Below are 18,998 nucleotides of genomic sequence, written 5' to 3' on the forward strand. Positions count from 1 at the left end.
TTCAAAAAGCCCTCATCGAAAGATGGGGGCTTTTTTATTGCAGATTGAAAAACATTTGAATCAATTTATAGCCCTTTTTTAATCTTTGTATAGCTCTATGATATTGAGCATCTATTGGAGTTCAAGCTGATTGATCACCATTAATAAAAAGTATTAAAAAAAACCGCTAAGCCCCTGTCTTAGATATATTATTTTTAAAGTTGAATATCTACAAAGTTGCTAAAACCAAATTTACATCATCAATCCTCTTGTTGTTTTTCCTACATCTATTGTTTTAAATCAAACACTTATTTTATCTAATTTGCATAATTTTTATGCAGATTAAATGCTAAAAAGACATTTTGCTAAGTTAAGAATAATCCATCATTTAAAAAATCCCGGATTTACGAGTAGCGTTTTGATATCTATTAAAGGTGTCATTATGTCTCATTTAATCTCTGAAAATATTCATCTTATTGAAAATGACTTAGAAGCAATCCATGCAGCGTATTACGTTGCAGATTTTGCTTTGGAAGGTCGAAATGAACGTGATCAGAACCGCCTGCTGCCTTTTGCAGAAATCGACTTATTCAGTCAAAAAGGTTTAGGCGGCATTCGTATACCCAAGAAATTTGGCGGTGCCTACGTATCGAACAAGACACTGGCGCAGGTTTTTCGCATTATCAACAAAGCAGATTCTAGCGTGGGCCAAATTCCACAAAACCAAATTGCCTTGCTGTATATGATTGACCTCATGGGAACGGATGAGCAAAAAACCTTTATTTTTAATGAAATTTTACAGGGAAAACGTTTAGCCAATGGTGGCCCAGAGCGCAATACCAAAGATACCAAAACCTTAAATACAACGCTGCGCATTGAAAATGGAAAGTATGTTGTTAATGGTGAAAAGTTCTATTCGACCGGCAGTAGTTTTGCAGATTGGTTGGCGATTAAAGCCGTTCACCCTGAAGGTCATGTTGTCCTGACCATCATTGATCGACATGCTACAGGCGTAGAAGTGATTGATAACTGGAATGGTTTTGGTCAGCGCACAACATCAAGTGGCACCGTCAAACTAAACCATGTGGCAGTAGACCCCCTATTAATTTTTGATGAACGTAAGCTTTCTGCAGGGCCAACGTATCGAGGTGCCTTTTCACAATTGATGCAAGTCGCGATCGATGTCGGGATTGCGGAAGCTGCCTTTGCAGACACCCTTTCTGCGGTACAAAAAGCCCGTCCGATTGTGGATGCACAAGTTGAGAAAGCCAGTTTTGAGCCCTACACCCTACAAGAGGTGGGTAAATCTGCAGTTTTATTGGATGCTGCGATTTTACTTTTAGATGAAGCCGCAGATTACCTCGATGAATTAGATCAGCTTGATCAGGTGAGTGAACAACAAGCCGCTCTAGCTTCGATTCGTGTCGCTGAAGCTAAAATCTATGCCAATGATGCAGCTTTACAGATCTCTGAAAAACTCCTTGAATTAGGCGGCAGCCGTGCAAGTTTGAGTGTCCATAACCTTGATCAACACTGGCGCAATGCCCGAGTACACACCTTACATGATCCTGTGCGCTGGAAGCTGCATACCTTAGGCGACTATTACTTAAATCATAAATTACCTGCACGCCATGCGTGGATTTAAGGAGAATTCTGATGACCTCATTTCCAAATATTAATTCGCTACAGGCCATATCAACAACACCTGCGCATATTATTCAGTCCGATGCAGAAGCACTTGAAATTGCAAAACAATTAGCCGAACAATTTAGAAAAAATGCGGTGCAACGTGATGCCGAACGCATACTGCCGTTTGATGAAATCGAGGCCTATAGTCAATCTGGTCTCTGGGCAATCACGGTTCCCAAGGCATTTGGCGGTGCCGAAGTTTCAAGTTATACCGTGGCGCAAGTGATTGCGCTTATGAGTGGTGTAGATGGCTCAATTGGGCAAATTCCACAAAACCATTTTTATGCATTGGAAGTATTACGAAACACCGGCACAACTGAACAAAAGCAAAAGCTTTATGCCGAAGTGCTTGCTGGCGCTCGTTTTGGCAATGCCTTAGCCGAGTTTAAAACCAAAACCGCTGCGCAAAAACAAACGTCGATTCGCCCTCATGACAATGGTTTTGTGGTGAATGGTGAAAAGTTTTATTGCACCGGCAGTTTATTTGCACATCGTATTCCCACATTGGTCAAAGACCAAGATGGTTGTGAATATTTAGCCTTTATTGCACGTGAAAGTACAGGTTTAGAGCTGATCGATGATTGGACAGGGTTTGGACAGCGCACCACGGGTAGCGGCTCTGTAAAATTTCACCAAGTTGCAGTTCCTGCCATAGATGTCATTCCCTTTGATCGGGCATTTACGGAGCCGACATTGGTTGGGCCATTTGCGCAAATTATGCATGCTGCGATTGAAGTTGGTATAGCCCGCGCAGCCTTTGAAGAAAGTTTGAGCCGCGTACACCAAGCTCGACCATGGATTGATTCAGGTCTTGATCTTGCAAGCGAAGATCCTTTAACCAAATACGAACTCGGTCGCATTGCCGCAGATGTTCGCGCCAGTGAGGTCTTGCTGAAACAAGCTGCTCGCTCCATCGATGCTGCTCGCCCACAGCCCAATGCCGAAAACATCGCAAAAGCCTCATTAAATGTAGCGAAAGTGCGTGCGCATAGTACTGAAACTGCACTGAAAGCGGCTTCAAAATTGATTGAGCTTGCAGGCAGCCGTGGCAGTCAGCGTGAAGATGGTCTAGATCGATTTTGGCGTAATGCACGTGTCCATACCTTGCATGATGCAGGGCGTTGGAAATATTTCTTCATTGCCAATTACCTCCTAAATGGCGTATTGCCCCCACGTCGAGGGACCTTGTAATGAGCCAAATCACCACAGCAGATACCCAATCACATTCTGCCAAGAAAATTTTACTGAATGCCTTCGACATGAACTGTGTCGGCCATATCAATCATGGCTTATGGACCCATCCACGCGATGAGTCACACCGCTTTAATGAACTGAGCTATTGGACGGATCTTGCCAAAACCTTGGAGCAAGGGCTGTTTGACGGGCTATTTATTGCAGATATCACCGGGGTCTATGATGTTTATGAAGACAATATCGATCTCACACTTAAAGAGTCGATCCAACTGCCGAGCCATGACCCCAGCACCCTGATTTCTGCAATGGCTGCGGTCACTGAAAACTTAGGTTTTGGTGTAACAGTCAATTTGAGCTATGAAACGCCTTATCAATTTGCACGTCGATTTGCCAGCCTAGACCACCTGACCCAAGGTCGAATCGGCTGGAATATCGTGACGGGATATTTAGATAGTGCAGAACGCCTCATTGGGCAAAAAGGCTTGAAAGATCATGACCTACGCTATGAACAAGCTGAAGAGTTTTTGCAGCTTTGCTATAAGTTTTGGGAAGGCTCTTGGGAAAATGATGCGGTTCAAAAAGATAAAGCAAATCGCATCTTTAGCGACCCCAAAAAAGTACATGCCATTCAACACCAAGGCAAGTTCTATCAAAGCCAAGGGGTATTTCAAGTTTCTCCATCGATTCAGCGCACCCCTGTGTTGTATCAGGCCGGTGCTTCACCACGTGGTTTAGCTTTTGCGACACAACATGCAGAAGGCATGTTTATCGGTGCGGACAGCGCTGAAAAAGTCAAAAATCAGGTACAAAAAATTCGCAGCCAAACCGCAGCGCAAGGTCGTGACCCACAAGCCGTGAAACTCTTTGTTGGCATTACGGTAGTGACCGCAGAGACCGATGAGCTCGCCCAAGAGAAATTGGCTGAATACATTCGCTATGCCAATCCTGAAGCGGGACTGGCACACTTTTCCAGTTCGATTGGGATGAACCTCGCCAATTTTGCAGAAGATGAAGCCATTCCGTATCAGCAGACCAATAGCATCGCATCGGTCAATCAAAAATTTAAAGAGCAAAAAATTACTCGCCAAGATTTGCGTGCTCAGCACGTTCTAGGTGGGCGTTATCCGCTCTTTGTCGGAAGTGGCACCAACGTTGCAAAGCAGTTGATTGATTATTTGGATGAAACTGGCATCGATGGATTTAATCTGACTCGCACCGTTGCACCTGAGTCACATCAAGATTTTATCCGTTTGGTCATTCCTGAATTACAGCAACGTGGTCGCTATAAAACTGCATATGACACCGGTAGTTTGCGGCAAAAACTGTTTCAACAAGGTGACCATTTAGCCACGACACATCCTGCTCATCGCTACCGATGTCCCACTTCAGACACGTCATCTCAGGCAGCGCTTAAAAACGTTGAAACAGCATAAGCTGCATTTATAAAACAACATGTTAGACAAAAAATTTAATTATTTGGAAATATAGAGGTGTGCTATGGCACAAACAGCAAAATCTAAATTCACACTGATTGGTGTAATCGTGGCCATATTGGTGATTGGCTTAGTTATTTGGAATCAACAAAAGAAAAGTCATCAAAGTGAATTGGTGATTGGGATTAGCCCATCTTTTGCTAAACCCTTACAAGTCGCCGCAGATGAAGCCAAGCAGCAAGGACTGAACGTGAAATTGGTGGAATTTTCGGACTGGAATACCCCGAATATCACCCTAAACCACGGCGATATTGACGCGAACTTTTTCCAACATCAGCCGTTTCTAGACAATGCAAAAAAAGAAACGGATTTTAAAATCAAAGCCTTTGATGTTGGTGCTGCAACCCATGTTGGGCTGTATTCCAAAAAGTATAAAAACTTTGCTGATTTACCCCATAAAGCCAAAGTGGTGATTCCGAATGATCCGGTCAATCAGGGCCGTGCCTTACAACTGTTACAGCAAGCCAAGCTCATTGAACTGAAACAGCCAGATAACTTTTTATCGACTTTAAATGACATTGCAGCGAATCCTAAACAGCTTCAATTTATTGAGGTGGAAGGCCCTCAAACGGCACGTGCGATTGATGATGTCGATCTGGCTTTTGGCTATCCACATTATTTACGTCTAGCAAAAACTGCCGATCCTGAAAATGCCTTACTGTTTGACTCCAATACTGATAAGCGTTTTGCGATCTTATTTGCCGTACGTGATGACTATGTAGATCATGATGATAAACTGCGTAAATTTGTCGATATTTATCAAAACTCACCTAAAGTTAAACAGGCATTGGACGCAGATTTTGGTGCAAAACTGTGGTTCCCTGGTTGGAAATAAGGAGTCACTCATGGTGAGTTTCGGTTCATCGGTTGAATTTGCCGTCCCCCATATCCAAATCAAAAATTTAAATAAATTTTATGATGTGCAAGGACAGCAGGTTCATGCCTTAAAAGATATCAATCTGAATATTCCACAAGGCAAAATATTCGGCATTATTGGGAAAAGCGGCGCGGGTAAATCTTCGCTGATTCGAACGCTGAATGGCTTAGAACAAATCAGTGATGGCAGTATTCACATCCATCAACAGGAATTATCAAGCTTAAATCACGCAGAGTTGATAGCCCTACGTCAGCGTATTGGGATGATTTTTCAGCATTTTAATTTGATGTCTGCCAAAACCGTGTATGACAATATCGCGCTGCCCCTTAAAATCGCCAATTTCAGTCAAGCCGATATTTCTCAGCGAGTGAATGAAGTGCTGAAGTTGGTAGGTCTTGAAAATAAAGCAGCGCACTACCCTTCTCAACTTTCGGGCGGGCAAAAACAACGTGTTGGGATTGCACGAGCGTTAGTTCATCATCCAGAAATTTTACTCTGTGATGAAGCGACTTCTGCACTCGATCCAGAAAGTACTTCTGTTGTGCTGTCTTTGCTTAAAGAAATTAATCAAAAGCTCGGTATTACCATTGTGTTGATTACCCATGAAATGCAGGTCATTCGCGAGATTTGCGATCAGGTTGTAGTGATCGATCAAGGCGAAATTGTAGAAGCAGGACAGGTTTGGAAAGTGTTTTCTACGCCTCAACAGCAGATCACACAAGAGTTACTCAACCTTGAACAACTTGATTTACCAAGCGACATTCAGCCACAACCGTCAGATTCAAATGATCAAATCATTTTAAAATTACGATATGAATCGACACTACAACAGTCGCCTGACTTAAAGTTTATTTTTGATCAATTTCAGGCGCCAGTACATCTGTATCAAAGTCATATCGATAGTATTCAAGGGCATTTAATTGGCTCGTTGATTGTTGCTGTGGACCACAGCCATTTAGAGATCAACGCCTTATCTGAACAACTTAAACACCATATCGCACAGATTGAGGTACTTGGCTATGCACGACCAACTCATTGATTTACTGATTAGTGGAACCATTGATACTTTACTGATGGTCGGCGTTTCAGCTTTTGTGGCCTTTCTGATCGGCCTGCCTTTAGCAGTCGTATTGGTGTGTAGTGCTGAACACGGGATTTATCCTTCAAAAAGCCTAAACCATACGCTAGGTTGGTTGGTCAATATTACCCGTTCGGTGCCTTTTCTGATTTTAATGGTGGCGCTCATTCCGCTCACGCGCTTTATCGTGGGCACCAGTTATGGCGTTTGGGCTGCCGTCGTGCCTTTAACCCTTGCGGCCACGCCTTTTTTTGCACGCATTGCAGAAGTGAGTTTACGTGAAGTCGATCAAGGTCTGATTGAGGCCGCTCAAGCCATCGGCTGTAATCGCAAACAAATCATTTGGCATGTGCTGCTCCCTGAAGCGCTTCCTGGCATCGTCGCGGGCTTTACTGTGACCTTGGTGACCATGATTAATTCTTCTGCCATTGCAGGGGCTATCGGTGCAGGTGGTTTGGGGGATATTGCTTACCGTTACGGTTATCAACGCTTTGATATGCAAATCATGCTGGCAGTGATAGTGGTGTTGGTCGCGATCGTGATGCTGGTTCAAGCCTGTGGAGATCACATTTCCAACCAATTGGATAAACGCAAAATTTAAAGATTTAAAGTGCCCCGCTCGATAATTTTTCGTATTTCTTAAAAAAATATGCCTCTATACATAAAAAATACCCTAATCTGGATTAGGGTAATTTTCGATTAGATGCAAAATCGATTCTGTTCAATCAGCATCTTTAGACCAAATTAATAAGTCACACGGACATAATCACGATATTCAGGTTTCCAGAAATTCGCTTCAATGGCCTGTTCTAGTACTTCAATGCTGACATTTGGCGCAACACCATCAGCAATCGCAGCCAATGCCACTTTCAATGCGATTTTCTTCGAAATATCCTGTAAATAATCCAAACTTGGCAATAAATCCGCATTTGGATCTGCCAATTTTGGTGAACAGTCTGCCAACGCCGTACTCGATGCCATCAGCATATTTTCCGTCACACGTTTCGCCCCAGATGCAATCACACCGAGACCAATCCCCGGGAAAATATAGGAGTTATTACACTGTGAAATCTGATGAATCTTGCCATGATAATTCACTGGTGCAAATGGACTGCCAGTCGCAATCAGGGCCTTACCTTTGGTCCACTCGATAATATCTGCAGGCACCGCTTCGACACGCGATGTTGGATTAGACAGTGGCAACACAATAGGCTGTTCACAATTCGCAGCCATCGTTTCAATGACCTCTTGGCTAAACAGCCCCGGTTGTCCCGAAACGCCAATCAATACAGTCGGTTTAGCATGTGTAACTACATCCAATAGCGAAATGACTGAATCTGCATTTGCCCAATGAGCAACGTTATCCGGTGCTTGCGCAAGTTTGCGTTGGAAATCTAAAAGATTCGGCTGATTTTCAGTAATTAAACCAAAGCGATCGACCATAAACACCCGCGCACGCGCTTGAGCATCGGTTAAACCTTCCGCCACCATTTGCTTGATGATCTGTTCTGCAATCCCGCAACCTGCTGAACCTGCACCTAAGAATGTGACGATTTGATCTTTGAGCTGCTTGCCTGCTGCACGTGATGCCGCAATTAAACTTCCGACAGACACCGCTGCTGTTCCTTGAATATCATCATTAAAGCAGCAAATTTTATCGCGATATTTTTCCAATAAAGGCATCGCATTTTTTTGTGCAAAGTCTTCAAATTGAATCAGCGCTTTTGGCCAACGTTGTTGAATGGCTTTAATCACGTCATCGACAAATTGATAATATTCTTCACCACTGATGCGAGGCTGACTCCAACCCATATAAATCGGGTCATTCAAGAGCTGTTGGTTATTGGTTCCGACATCTAAAGTAATCGGCAGAGTATAGGCTGGACTGATGCCACCACATGCGGTGTACAGTGACAACTTACCAATTGGAATCCCCATCCCGCCAATGCCTTGGTCACCTAGGCCAAGAATACGTTCACCGTCCGTAATAACGATCACTTTCACGTTCTTTTTATTCACATTATGAATAATTTGGTCAATATGATCACGGTCAGGATATGAAATAAAAATCCCACGATGACGACGGTAAATATCTGAAAAGCGCTGACAAGCTTCACCCACTGTTGGTGTATAGATGATCGGCATCATCTCACTGAGGTGGTTTTCAATTAAGTGATAGAACAGCGTCTCGTTGGTGTCTTGAATATTGCGCAGGTAGATATGCTTATTGATATCACTATTAAATGCACAATATTGCTGATAAGAACGCTGACTTTGTTCTTCAATGCTTTCTGTGACATGTGGAATTAAACCGTGCAAATTAAAGCTTTTACGTTCATCTTCATTAAACGCAGAACCCTTATTTAAAAGTGGGAGTTCTAAAAGTGTATTTCCGGCATAAGGAATATATAAAGGTCGTTTCGTTTTCAAATTTTCACTGGGCATTATTTAACTCGTTTAATTAATCTTTTGTTTCGCACTGCAAAAAGCGAAATGCACAAAAGTGACTATCTCGTTATTTGTTATAGCCTATCCTGATTCGAGCGCTTTGGGGCATTTAGTAAATTGATAGTAGTTTTAGTTAGATTTTATAATCTGATAACTCGATCATGCATCCAATCATCGCAACGCCTATTTTGGCTTAAATGTATACGACTTTTAGCGAATCTTAGAAAATAACAAAAATAATTAATGATTAAATTTCAATCAATTAAATAAATTCAAAACAAAGCCATAATTTTGGTAGGTCTTTGGTAGGTGTGAATTTAAAACATCCCTCGCAATACTCAGTTTAGGTGAGTATCACCCATAACAAATGACAATGAATGGTAGAAGGAATCGCACCATGGCTTTTAAAAATATTGCAGATCAAACAAACGGTTTTTACATCCCTTGTGTTTCACTTTTTGGTCCCGGCTGCGCTAAAGAAATTGGCGCAAAGGCGCAAAATCTTGGCGCTAAAAAAGCGCTCATTGTGACCGATGCCGGTCTATACAAATTTGGTGTGGCAGACACCATTGCCGGGTATTTAACTGAAGCTGGCGTAGAAAGTCACATCTTCCCGGGCGCAGAACCCAACCCAACTGACACCAACGTACATAGCGGTGTAGATGCCTACAATGACAATGGCTGTGACTTTATTGTCTCTCTCGGCGGCGGCTCTTCTCATGACTGTGCCAAAGGCATTGGCTTAGTGACTGCGGGTGGTGGCCATATTCGTGACTATGAAGGCATCGATAAAAGTACAGTCCCAATGACTCCACTCATTGCGATTAATACCACCGCAGGTACGGCATCAGAAATGACCCGTTTCTGTATTATTACCAATACCGACACCCACGTTAAAATGGCGATTGTCGATTGGCGTTGTACGCCTCTTATCGCCATTGATGACCCGAAACTAATGATTGCAAAACCTGCGGCGCTCACTGCAGCAACCGGTATGGATGCATTAACGCATGCGGTCGAAGCTTATGTTTCTACAGCAGCTAATCCCATTACCGATGCTTGTGCTGAAAAGGCCATTGCAATGATCAGTGAATGGCTCAGCCCTGCCGTCGCCAATGGCGAAAACCTAGAAGCACGTGATGCGATGAGCTATGCACAGTACTTAGCAGGGATGGCATTTAACAATGCATCTTTAGGTTATGTCCACGCGATGGCGCACCAACTTGGCGGCTTCTACAACTTGCCACATGGCGTATGTAATGCCGTGCTGCTACCACACGTTTGCGAATTTAACCTGATCGCCTGCCCTGACCGCTATGCACGTATCGCACAGCTCATGGGTGTGCCAACCGACGGTTTAACGGTGACTGAAGCCGCTTATGCAGCGATTGCAGCAATCCGTGAACTCTCTGCTTCGATTGGCATTCCATCGAGCCTTTCTGAACTCGGTGTGAAAGAACAAGACCTCAGCATCATGTCTGAAAATGCACAAAAAGATGCCTGTATGCTCACCAACCCACGTAAAGCAACTCATGCTCAAGTGGTTGATATTTTCAAGGCAGCGCTTAAAGCCAATGCCTCTGTGGTCGACTTCAAAGCGGCCGTTTAAGTTAAGCCCTTAAAGGTCTTCATGTTTAAGTGACCTAAGTGCCTACATTATCCTTTGAGTCTGGTGATGTAGGCTCAACTGAATCCATTTCACCTTTTATTTCAGGAAAGCGACTATAGATTGGTCGCTTTCATACTGAGGTCACTCTTTTTTAGTCCGCATAACAGCATCGATTATTCATTTGACAAAAGCTTATGGCTCATCAAGGATAAAGCATAATGTCCAATAATATTGATGAGTATAATAATGAGCCATTCACATATTCAGTATCAGCCTGACATTTTGGGCGCAGGCTATGAACAAGCCACGCTGACCTTCCCGGATGATTATGAAGGCCCAGTGGTTGCCACACTGGTTCGCAAAAAAGCCACGGCTCCTACCTCCAAAGCGGTGCTCTATATCCATGGTTTTATCGATTATTTTTTCCAAACCGAAATGGCGGAACGCTTCAATCAGCACGGTTTCGACTTTTATGCCTTAGATTTAAGAAAATATGGTCGCTCAATCCGCCCGCATCAAAAATACTATAATGTGCATGCACTGTCTGAATACGATGCCGAAATAGATCAAGCCCTAACGATCATTGCTGATGAAGGTCATGATGCCTTGCTGCTCTGTGGTCATTCTACCGGTGGCTTAACCACCACTTTGTATGCAGCCCATCATCCAAATCATCCTTTAATTCAAGCCCTTTGGGTTAATAGCCCATTTTATGATTTCAACATGAATCCGGTGAAACGCGCACTGGGTATTCCACAGCTGAGTAAATTGGCAAAGACTTTTCCAAATTTAAAATTCCCAAGTGAACTAAATAAATGGTACACCGCCAGCTTACACCGTGAACTCAAGGGTGAATGGGACTTCAATTTAGACTGGAAAAAGACCCGCTATCCAATGGTGTATTTAAGTTTTGTACGGACAATTTATGAGGCTCAAAAGGAAATTCATCAAGGTGTGACGATTGATGTACCGGTATTAGTGATGCATTCACATCAAACTAAAAATCCCAAAAAATGGGGTAAAGCAGTGCAGACCAGTGATGTGATTTTGGGTGTAAAAGATATCCAAAAATATGCCAAGAAAATTCAAGGCGATGTCACCATTCAAAGCATTCACAATGGCTTGCATGATTTAGTACTTTCGGAAAAAACCGCGCGAGAACAAGTCTATACCCAGCTCTTTCAATGGCTGGCCAATAAAGGTCTTTAATAGCCTGAATTACATTGCAACTTACTGTTTTAATTTCAACAAGGTCTGATGTACGGGATGCGATCTCGGCATCAGCTCAATCAGGCGTTCAACCGCATCAATGGCTTCAGGAAAACGCGCGACATGCTTGAGCAGAACATCTGTTTCCTTGGCATTAAAAATCGCTTGGCTTAATCGTGACTCAAGACAATCACGCCATGCCCCTAAAAATGGGCTTTCAGTTTTAGCCAAGAAAACCCCTGAACACAGTTTTAATGCAGAATCGAGATAACCTGCATCTAAAGCTTGCTCGGCTTGTAAAAAGTCGGCTTCGACTTGCGCCAATAAGCGATAGGGTCTTGAGCCTAACATGCCACCCAAAATATCGCGTAGCTGCGACATTTCCGCTTTTAAAGTCCCAACACTCACCTTACGTTCACCATATAAGGCTTGATGCAAAGTATCTAAGGTCATGCCTTGCGGACATAGCGCCAAGATGGTCAAAATTTCTATTTGCCGCGGGGTCAGCACCATCACTTTGCCATTAAATAACACTTGTGGCACAGCAAAGGCCCGAATATACAAATGCTGTTTTTGAAAATCGAGTAAAGCCGATTGAATAATCGAAGCGCAGCGTTCAGCCGCAAGTAGCCCTAAACTATTGTGGTTTTTCCACACGGTGGATAAATCAACCACGCCCAAAATTTGCTGCGTATGTGGATCGATAATCGGTGCTGCATAGCAGACCCATTCATGTACTGATGGCATGTAATGTTCATTTGAAAACACACAACTCGACTGTTGGGTTTTTAAAGACAACGCTAATGCATTGGTTCCGACCAATTCTTCGCGCCATTGCCCACCTGCAATAAAATGCACACTTTCCGCAGCACTTTGCATTTGCCGACTCGACGCACTCCAAATAATCGTGCTCCCCACATCGCCTACGGCAAGTACCATCGACGATTGTTCGGCAATGTGTTTTAAATCTTCGGCACAATGTTGCAACGCGTGATGCAATGCCGACTGCTGTTGACTCTGAGGACTTAAATTCACCAAAGGCGCAGCACTCCGGTTTTCCGGAATTTCCGCCTGCGCCGATCGCTGCCAAGAACTCGCAATGCTCTCATTCAATTGCGATGTTTGCTGCTTTGACAGACTCATGCCCTGCCTTAACCGTTCGACATTCTGTCGTTTTTCAGATAAATCCTTCTGTATTATCATTCATTATTCTCACAACAATTCATGACTAAAAATCCGTTTCCCGGCTTTTGTTTTTAAGACTGAAAAAAAATATTGTAAACCTTCTTGTCTCCAACCTTTTTCCAACCTTATACAGGCTATGCTAATCAAATAATGTACAAAAGTACCTTATACCAAAGCTGTAGATTGCCACAGATGGGCAGCCCAACAAGATCATAATAAACAAGCAAAGGAAAATTCATATGCGTTATGTCGATCCTAATCAACCCGGTTCAAAAGTTCAGTTTAAAGCTCAGTATGAAAACCTGATTGGTGGCCAATGGGTCGCGCCAGTGAAAGGTGAATACTTTGAAAATATCTCCCCTGTAGACGGTAAAGTTTTTACCAAAGTGCCACGTTCTTCTGCTGAAGATATTGAATTGGCTTTGGATGCAGCGCATAAAGCCAAAGCCCAATGGAACGCCTCTTCCCCAACCACACGCTCAAATATTTTATTAAAAATTGCCGATCGACTTGAAGAAAACCTAGAGCTCCTTGCGGTCGCAGAAACCTGGGACAACGGTAAACCGATTCGTGAAACCTTAGCCGCTGATATTCCACTGTGTATTGATCATTTCCGTTATTTTGCCGGCTGTATCCGTGCCCAAGAAGGCGGCATTTCTGAAATTGATGAAAATACTATTGCTTACCATTTCCATGAACCACTTGGTGTGGTCGGTCAAATTATTCCGTGGAATTTCCCAATCTTGATGGCGGCTTGGAAACTTGCTCCAGCATTGGCTGCGGGAAACTGCATCGTGTTGAAACCTGCGGAGCAAACGCCTGTCAGCATCTTGGTCTTGGCTGAACTCATTCAAGACCTACTCCCACCGGGCGTGCTGAATATTGTGAATGGTTATGGTGTTGAAGTCGGTCGCCCATTGGCGACCAATCCACGCATCTCAAAAATCGCCTTCACAGGTTCAACCGCTGTCGGTCAAATGATCATGCAATATGCGACTGAAAATATCATTCCTGTGACTTTAGAACTTGGTGGAAAATCACCAAATATCTTCTTTGAAGACATCATGGACAAAGACGATGAGTTCTTAGATAAAACACTCGAAGGTTTTGCCATGTTTGCGCTCAACCAAGGTGAAATTTGCACATGTCCATCACGTGCATTGGTACAAGAAAGCATTGCAGATCGATTCTTGGAAATGGCTGTCGAACGTGTCAAACGTATTAAGACCGGTCATCCTTTAGACACCGATACCATGATTGGTGCACAGGCATCGCAAGAGCAGCAAGACAAAATTTTAGGTTGTATCGCTACAGGTAAAAATGAAGGTGCACAGCTCATTACTGGTGGTGATCCACGCAATGAAGTCGGTACAGGTTTCTATATTGAACCAACCATTTTCAAAGGCACCAATGACATGAAGATTTTCCAAGAAGAAATCTTCGGCCCTGTGCTTTCAGTAGCAACCTTTAAAGACTTTGATGATGCCATTAAAATTGCCAATGACACGATTTATGGTCTAGGTGCAGGGGTTTGGTCGCGTTCAGCACATACTTCATATCGTGCGGGTCGTGCCATTCAGGCGGGCCGTGTATGGACCAACTGTTATCACATCTATCCTGCACACGCTGCATTCGGCGGCTACAAAAAATCAGGGATCGGCCGTGAAAATCACAAAATGATGCTTGATCATTATCAACAAACCAAAAACCTCTTGGTGAGCTATGACACCAAGCCAATGGGCTTCTTCTAAGCAGCGTTGAACAATACATGAGATAAAAAGCGAACTTCGGTTCGCTTTTTTGTTAGAAGCCTCTTCAAAGAATTCATTAAAATTTCTTTTAAAAAGCTGCAAATTTTCTTATGCTTGCTAAACAAATAACTTTATTAATTAAAAATATTTAAATAGCTATGAAATATTGTGTCTCCTGTGGAGAAAAAGCATTAGTACAACATCACTTTTGTAGTGCCTGTGGTCATTCATTTGGTGATCAAGTGTCAGACAAACCTAAGCAAGCACGTTATCCCGCATTTGTGCCCAACCAAGATGATATTTCGACCTATGAACATCATCTCAAATACTTAAACAAATTAAGCTCTTTCCAAAGCAAAGTATTCTATCTTTTCTTCTTTGGTGCTTTCGCGGTCATGTTTTTTACTTTCACAAGTGTATTTTCAGGTTGGGCGTCTGTTTCCAAAGCATTTGAATCTATATGGCTATTTCCTTTTTGTATCATCAGTTGTATTGCCATAAAATTTACAAGTTTGGACTATTGGCTTGCTAAACAAATTTATGGTCGAGATTATCGTTATAAAGACAATGGATTAAGACTCGTTTACCAAGAACTACCAAGCGCTAAAAATCATAAAGATGAATTTATCTGTATCTTTTGCGGCAATAAACGATTCTTTCGTAAAGGTATTTATGCAAGCGATTCATGCACCGTAAATTGCACCAAATGTCAGCATTATTTATATACGGAATAAAGCTTAAGTTTTTTAAGTTAGTACCCCAAAAATAAGACTCAATACAAATGAAAGCTGAGTAAAAGTAGATGTAAGTAAGACAATCAGCCATGATCCATTCTATAATTTTACTTACATCTACAATGACTTCTGCATTCCCGTCCTAAAACTGGTGCTCATATTCAGTAGCATTCACTCAAGTATTCGTCCAATTAGGCTGATCGTGATGAAGCCTGTAAAGCCGCCTCAACAAAATGTAAATGATCAACACCCCAATATAACTCATCATCGACAAACCAACTTGGCGCCCCAAACACACCACGTTCAATAGCTTCTTCGGTCACCACTTTCAGCTCAGATTTGACTTTTTCATCATCCAACCACTGTTTCACTTGTTCTGCACCTAGCCCCAGTTCTTGCAAGAGTTGCATGAAGGTGGTGAGATCATTTAAATTGCGTGGCTGACCAAACATTGCGTTAAAAATACCCGTCAGTACATTGAGAAATACTTCAGGCTGAAATAATTGGACTGCGGTTATCAAACGCATCAACTGCAAAGTATTGATTGGAAAATACGGATTCATCTGTACTGGTATCTGCCATAACTTTCCCCAACGTTGAAGATCAATCATGGAATAACGTGCCTTCGCAGGTACCGCCATTGGGCTACTATTGCCTGTGGCTTTAAACACACCACCCAATAACATCGGTTTCCAGATAATTTCTGCCTGATATTGCTCAGCAATGTGCTGAATACGGTGAAATCCAATGTAGCTATATGGACTGCCGACATCAAAATAAAATTCAATGACTTTCATTTTTTTCGTCCTTTTTTTGCTTGTTTGTCCTAATATTTTTAAATCAGTGCTTACCAGCGTTCCATCCACGGTCGCAGATCTAATTCATGCGTCCATGCATCTCGTGGTTGCTGTGAGAGATGCCAATAATTTTCTGCAATATGTACTGGATTTAAAATACCATCTTGCTCTTTTTTAGCATAAAGATCAGGGAATGTATCTTTGATAAAATCGGTATCAATTGCACCATCAACCACCACATGCGCAACATGAATATTACGTGGACCTAGTTCCCGTGCCATACTTTGTGCCAATGCCCGCAGCGCATGTTTTGCCCCTGCAAATGCTGCAAATCCTGACGCACCACGTGTCCCAGCTGTTGCTCCTGTGAAAATAATCGTGCCTCGTTCACGTGTCACCATGCGTTTTGCCACTTCCCGACCAGTTAAAAAAGCCGAGAAACATGCCATCTCCCATATTTTGAAATATTTACGTGCGGTTTCTTCCAAAATACTACAAGGGACGTTGGCACCAATATTAAAGACCATGACCTCAATCGGGCCAATGTTTGATTCGATATGCTCGATGAGTTCAATCACTTGCTCTTCTTTTCGAGCATCAGAACCAAACCCAAAAGCAGTCCCTCCCTGTGTTTGAATTTCAGCAATTAAAGGCTTTAATTTGTCTGCATTTCGTCGTGTCATACAAGCAATATAACCCTCCCGGGCAAAACGTTTGGCTATTTCACCACCAGTTGCATCACCTGCACCAATCACTAAAGCGACTTTCGACGAAATCCGATTGAGTTGTTGCATAGTCTCACTCCATTGCTGTTTTATTTTTATTCCACGCTCATTTTATTTACGCGTCGGTTTTAAACCACACATTATTAAATAACGATCGTTACTATAACGAATACTATGTTATGGTTAATTTATCGTCAATATTATTTTCAAGGGGGTTGCAGATGCGCTACAAACCCGAATACAAACAACAAAAACGACAAGAATTACTCAACATTACGGGGCAAATTGCGAAAAAAAATGGCTTTGCTGCAACAGGTGTTGACGGATTAATGAAAGCTGCAGGTGTAACTAGTGGCGCATTCTATTCACATTTTTCGTCAAAACAGGATTTACTCAAAGCATTGGTTGAATATGAATTGCAACAAAGCTTTAACATGTGGCAAAGCAACCCGCATCATAATGCAGCCGACTGGATTAATTTTGAATTAGACCGTTACTTAACCCCTTCCCACCTTGAACATCCTGAACAAGGCTGTGTTTTGCCGACACTTGCGACCGAAGTAGCTCGTGCAGATGACACGATTAAACAGGCCTATGAAAAGGAATTACTGCGCGGTCATGCTTTATTTAGCGCACATTTGGCGAGTGAAGAAAAAGCTTGGGCCATGATGTCCCAATTGGTCGGTGCGGTTTTAATTGCACGGGCAATGCATGATCCCGAATTACAAAAAAGCATTTTGCAGGCCAATAAAATGATCATTCAAGATTATTTAGCTGCACACCCAGCTGCATAAGTGACGATTATTTTATGTGATCCTTCATGTAGTTATGCGATTAAATGCTTCCGATAAACTGTCAGCTCCCTATGGCTTAATTATTCAATATCCGTATAAGGTTGCCAATTTTTATGCTTTTCAATCGCTTAAAGATTGGGCATAAATGGCACAATTCAAATAAAGTCCTCTTTTCAAGGTTCTGACGACTGTGTATAACAATGAGCCATTAAAGGAAAATGATAAGCATAGGCAAAGAACGCAAAAAAACGTTAGACTATGCAACAATCAATGCAAGTAAATGTCATTCGAGACAAACAAAAAGGTGAAGATTGATGCCGCTCAATACTGTTGAAGAGCTCGTAGCTGATATTCGTGCAGGTAAAATGGTCATCCTCATGGATGATGAAGATCGTGAAAATGAAGGCGACCTTGTTATCGCTGCGACCCACGTACGCCCTGAAGATATCAACTTCATGATTACGCATGCGCGTGGTCTTGTGTGCTTAACGCTCAGCAAAGAGCGTTGCCAGCAGTTAAATTTACCTTTAATGGTCGATGCAAACGGTGCACAGCACGGTACAAACTTCACATTGTCGATTGAAGCAGCAAATGGCATTTCAACAGGTATTTCTCCTGCTGAACGTGCACATACCATTCAAACTGCTGTTGCAGCACATGCAAAACCAGCTGACATCGTACAGCCAGGCCATATTTTCCCGCTGATGGCGCAGCCTGGTGGTGTCCTTCACCGTGCCGGTCATACTGAAGCCGGTTGTGACTTATCTCGTTTAGCTGGCCTAGAACCCGCATCTGTGATTTGTGAAATCATCAATGAAGACGGCACTATGGCACGTCGCCCTGATCTTGAAGTGTTTGCTGAAAAGCATGGCTTAAAAATGGGGACGATTGCGGACTTAATTCACTACCGCATGACCAATGAGCAAACCGTTGAGCGCATTGATCAACAAACTTTAGATACTGAATATGGTACTTTTGAATTGTTCCGTTACCGTGAAATTGGTAACCCAGACATTCATTTAGCACTGGTTAAAGGCGAACCGAAACAAGGCGTAACCACAGTCCGTGTACACGGTTTCAATCCCGTTCGCGACTTACTAAAACTGAATAAACAAGATGGCGCTCCGGCGTGGAATCTCGATAAAGCACTCAAAGAAATCGCATCCAGCGATCGTGGTGTTTTAGTGTGGATTGGTCAGCGTCATTTACAGGACTTAGGCCCTGCTTTAGAAAATTTAACAGCTCCAAAAAATGTAAAATCCAATGCAGCACTGTCACAGCAGTACCAAACCATTGGTGTCGGCGCACAAATTTTACGTGATTTAGGCGTGGAAAAAATGAAGCTTCTTAGCTCGCCATTACGCTTTAATGCACTATCAGGTTTTAACTTAGAAGTGGTGGAATACATCACCGCAAATCAAACATCAGAGAAATAA

The 18,998-nt window shown here is 42.7% G+C and carries 16 protein-coding genes; 12 read left to right on the top strand and 4 right to left on the bottom strand.

What is annotated here, in order from left to right; genetic code table 11:
* Positions 1-397 precede the first annotated feature (397 nt).
* The 6 genes from AVJ20_RS12925 to AVJ20_RS12950 all read left to right on the top strand — a co-directional run bounded on the left by AVJ20_RS12925 (position 398) and on the right by AVJ20_RS12950 (position 6,911).
* Complete coding sequence (locus AVJ20_RS12925; protein WP_171319279.1) at positions 398-1,624, top strand: SfnB family sulfur acquisition oxidoreductase; 1,227 nt, start codon at positions 398-400, stop codon at positions 1,622-1,624.
* 11 nt (positions 1,625-1,635) lie between these two features.
* Entirely contained in the window at positions 1,636-2,859 is a 1,224-nt protein-coding gene (locus AVJ20_RS12930) for an SfnB family sulfur acquisition oxidoreductase (RefSeq protein WP_111885497.1), read from the top strand.
* Positions 2,859-4,295: an LLM class flavin-dependent oxidoreductase gene (locus AVJ20_RS12935; RefSeq protein WP_111885498.1), complete on the top strand. Its 1,437-nt coding sequence runs from the start codon at positions 2,859-2,861 to the stop codon at positions 4,293-4,295. Before AVJ20_RS12930 ends, AVJ20_RS12935 begins: the two co-directional genes overlap by 1 nt.
* A gap of 64 nt (positions 4,296-4,359) precedes the next feature.
* Complete coding sequence (locus tag AVJ20_RS12940; protein WP_078194065.1) at positions 4,360-5,190, top strand: MetQ/NlpA family ABC transporter substrate-binding protein; 831 nt, start codon at positions 4,360-4,362, stop codon at positions 5,188-5,190.
* A 10-nt stretch (positions 5,191-5,200) separates the two neighbouring features.
* Positions 5,201-6,271: a methionine ABC transporter ATP-binding protein gene (locus tag AVJ20_RS12945; RefSeq protein ID WP_111885499.1), complete on the top strand. Its 1,071-nt coding sequence runs from the start codon at positions 5,201-5,203 to the stop codon at positions 6,269-6,271.
* A complete protein-coding gene (locus AVJ20_RS12950; RefSeq protein ID WP_078191524.1) occupies positions 6,252-6,911 on the top strand; it encodes a methionine ABC transporter permease in 660 nt (219 codons plus the stop codon). The genes AVJ20_RS12945 and AVJ20_RS12950 overlap by 20 nt, the downstream gene beginning before the upstream one ends.
* A gap of 143 nt (positions 6,912-7,054) precedes the next feature.
* Here the strand turns inward: AVJ20_RS12950 and AVJ20_RS12955 are convergent, their stop codons facing one another.
* On the bottom strand, positions 7,055-8,755 hold the full coding sequence (locus AVJ20_RS12955) for an NAD-dependent malic enzyme (protein ID WP_111885500.1): 1,701 nt from the start codon (positions 8,753-8,755) through the stop codon (positions 7,055-7,057).
* Positions 8,756-9,155: 400 nt separating this feature from the next.
* On the opposite strand from AVJ20_RS12955, the gene mdh reads away from it, so the two are divergent.
* Positions 9,156-10,367: an iron-dependent methanol dehydrogenase gene (mdh, locus tag AVJ20_RS12960; RefSeq protein WP_111885501.1), complete on the top strand. Its 1,212-nt coding sequence runs from the start codon at positions 9,156-9,158 to the stop codon at positions 10,365-10,367.
* A gap of 246 nt (positions 10,368-10,613) precedes the next feature.
* On the top strand, positions 10,614-11,576 hold the full coding sequence (locus tag AVJ20_RS12965; RefSeq protein ID WP_111885502.1) for an alpha/beta hydrolase: 963 nt from the start codon (positions 10,614-10,616) through the stop codon (positions 11,574-11,576).
* A gap of 21 nt (positions 11,577-11,597) precedes the next feature.
* Here AVJ20_RS12965 and AVJ20_RS12970 read toward each other — a convergent pair whose 3' ends face one another.
* A complete protein-coding gene (locus AVJ20_RS12970; RefSeq protein ID WP_111885503.1) occupies positions 11,598-12,779 on the bottom strand; it encodes a helix-turn-helix domain-containing protein in 1,182 nt (393 codons plus the stop codon).
* Between the two features lie 221 nt (positions 12,780-13,000).
* On the opposite strand from AVJ20_RS12970, the gene AVJ20_RS12975 reads away from it, so the two are divergent.
* Positions 13,001-14,512, top strand: coding sequence for an aldehyde dehydrogenase family protein (locus tag AVJ20_RS12975; RefSeq protein ID WP_078194071.1), 1,512 nt, complete (start codon positions 13,001-13,003; stop codon positions 14,510-14,512).
* A 242-nt stretch (positions 14,513-14,754) separates the two neighbouring features.
* Positions 14,755-15,246: a hypothetical protein gene (locus tag AVJ20_RS12980; RefSeq protein ID WP_162689767.1), complete on the top strand. Its 492-nt coding sequence runs from the start codon at positions 14,755-14,757 to the stop codon at positions 15,244-15,246.
* 191 nt (positions 15,247-15,437) lie between these two features.
* Here AVJ20_RS12980 and AVJ20_RS12985 read toward each other — a convergent pair whose 3' ends face one another.
* The gene (locus AVJ20_RS12985) at positions 15,438-16,043 is read right to left on the bottom strand and encodes a 2-hydroxychromene-2-carboxylate isomerase (RefSeq protein WP_111885505.1); all 606 of its coding nucleotides are present in this window, start codon (positions 16,041-16,043) and stop codon (positions 15,438-15,440) included.
* A 50-nt stretch (positions 16,044-16,093) separates the two neighbouring features.
* A complete protein-coding gene (locus tag AVJ20_RS12990) occupies positions 16,094-16,837 on the bottom strand; it encodes an SDR family oxidoreductase (RefSeq protein WP_111885506.1) in 744 nt (247 codons plus the stop codon).
* Positions 16,838-16,989: 152 nt separating this feature from the next.
* Here AVJ20_RS12990 and AVJ20_RS12995 point away from each other — a divergent pair, with 152 nt between their 5' ends.
* Both AVJ20_RS12995 and ribBA read left to right on the top strand, forming a co-directional pair.
* A complete protein-coding gene (locus tag AVJ20_RS12995) occupies positions 16,990-17,562 on the top strand; it encodes a TetR/AcrR family transcriptional regulator (protein WP_111885507.1) in 573 nt (190 codons plus the stop codon).
* A 314-nt stretch (positions 17,563-17,876) separates the two neighbouring features.
* Complete coding sequence (ribBA, locus tag AVJ20_RS13000) at positions 17,877-18,998, top strand: bifunctional 3,4-dihydroxy-2-butanone-4-phosphate synthase/GTP cyclohydrolase II (RefSeq protein WP_111885508.1); 1,122 nt, start codon at positions 17,877-17,879, stop codon at positions 18,996-18,998.

It is taken from the genome of Acinetobacter sp. CFCC 11171 (assembly GCF_003268405.1).
In the GTDB taxonomy this organism is placed as follows: domain Bacteria; phylum Pseudomonadota; class Gammaproteobacteria; order Pseudomonadales; family Moraxellaceae; genus Acinetobacter; species Acinetobacter amyesii.

Bases quoted from the DNA above. Each gene is read 5' to 3' on its own strand.
- AVJ20_RS12930 (WP_111885497.1), top strand. From the start codon at position 1,636: ATGACCTCATTTCCAAATATTAATTCGCTACAGGCCATATCAACAACA.
- AVJ20_RS12935 (WP_111885498.1), top strand. From the start codon at position 2,859: ATGAGCCAAATCACCACAGCAGATACCCAATCACATTCTGCCAAGAAA.
- AVJ20_RS12940 (WP_078194065.1), top strand. From the start codon at position 4,360: ATGGCACAAACAGCAAAATCTAAATTCACACTGATTGGTGTAATCGTG.
- AVJ20_RS12945 (WP_111885499.1), top strand. From the start codon at position 5,201: ATGGTGAGTTTCGGTTCATCGGTTGAATTTGCCGTCCCCCATATCCAA.
- AVJ20_RS12950 (WP_078191524.1), top strand. From the start codon at position 6,252: ATGCACGACCAACTCATTGATTTACTGATTAGTGGAACCATTGATACT.
- AVJ20_RS12955 (WP_111885500.1), bottom strand. From the start codon at position 8,755: ATGCCCAGTGAAAATTTGAAAACGAAACGACCTTTATATATTCCTTAT.
- mdh (WP_111885501.1), top strand. From the start codon at position 9,156: ATGGCTTTTAAAAATATTGCAGATCAAACAAACGGTTTTTACATCCCT.
- AVJ20_RS12965 (WP_111885502.1), top strand. From the start codon at position 10,614: ATGAGCCATTCACATATTCAGTATCAGCCTGACATTTTGGGCGCAGGC.
- AVJ20_RS12970 (WP_111885503.1), bottom strand. From the start codon at position 12,779: ATGATAATACAGAAGGATTTATCTGAAAAACGACAGAATGTCGAACGG.
- AVJ20_RS12975 (WP_078194071.1), top strand. From the start codon at position 13,001: ATGCGTTATGTCGATCCTAATCAACCCGGTTCAAAAGTTCAGTTTAAA.
- AVJ20_RS12985 (WP_111885505.1), bottom strand. From the start codon at position 16,043: ATGAAAGTCATTGAATTTTATTTTGATGTCGGCAGTCCATATAGCTAC.
- AVJ20_RS12990 (WP_111885506.1), bottom strand. From the start codon at position 16,837: ATGCAACAACTCAATCGGATTTCGTCGAAAGTCGCTTTAGTGATTGGT.
- AVJ20_RS12995 (WP_111885507.1), top strand. From the start codon at position 16,990: ATGCGCTACAAACCCGAATACAAACAACAAAAACGACAAGAATTACTC.
- ribBA (WP_111885508.1), top strand. From the start codon at position 17,877: ATGCCGCTCAATACTGTTGAAGAGCTCGTAGCTGATATTCGTGCAGGT.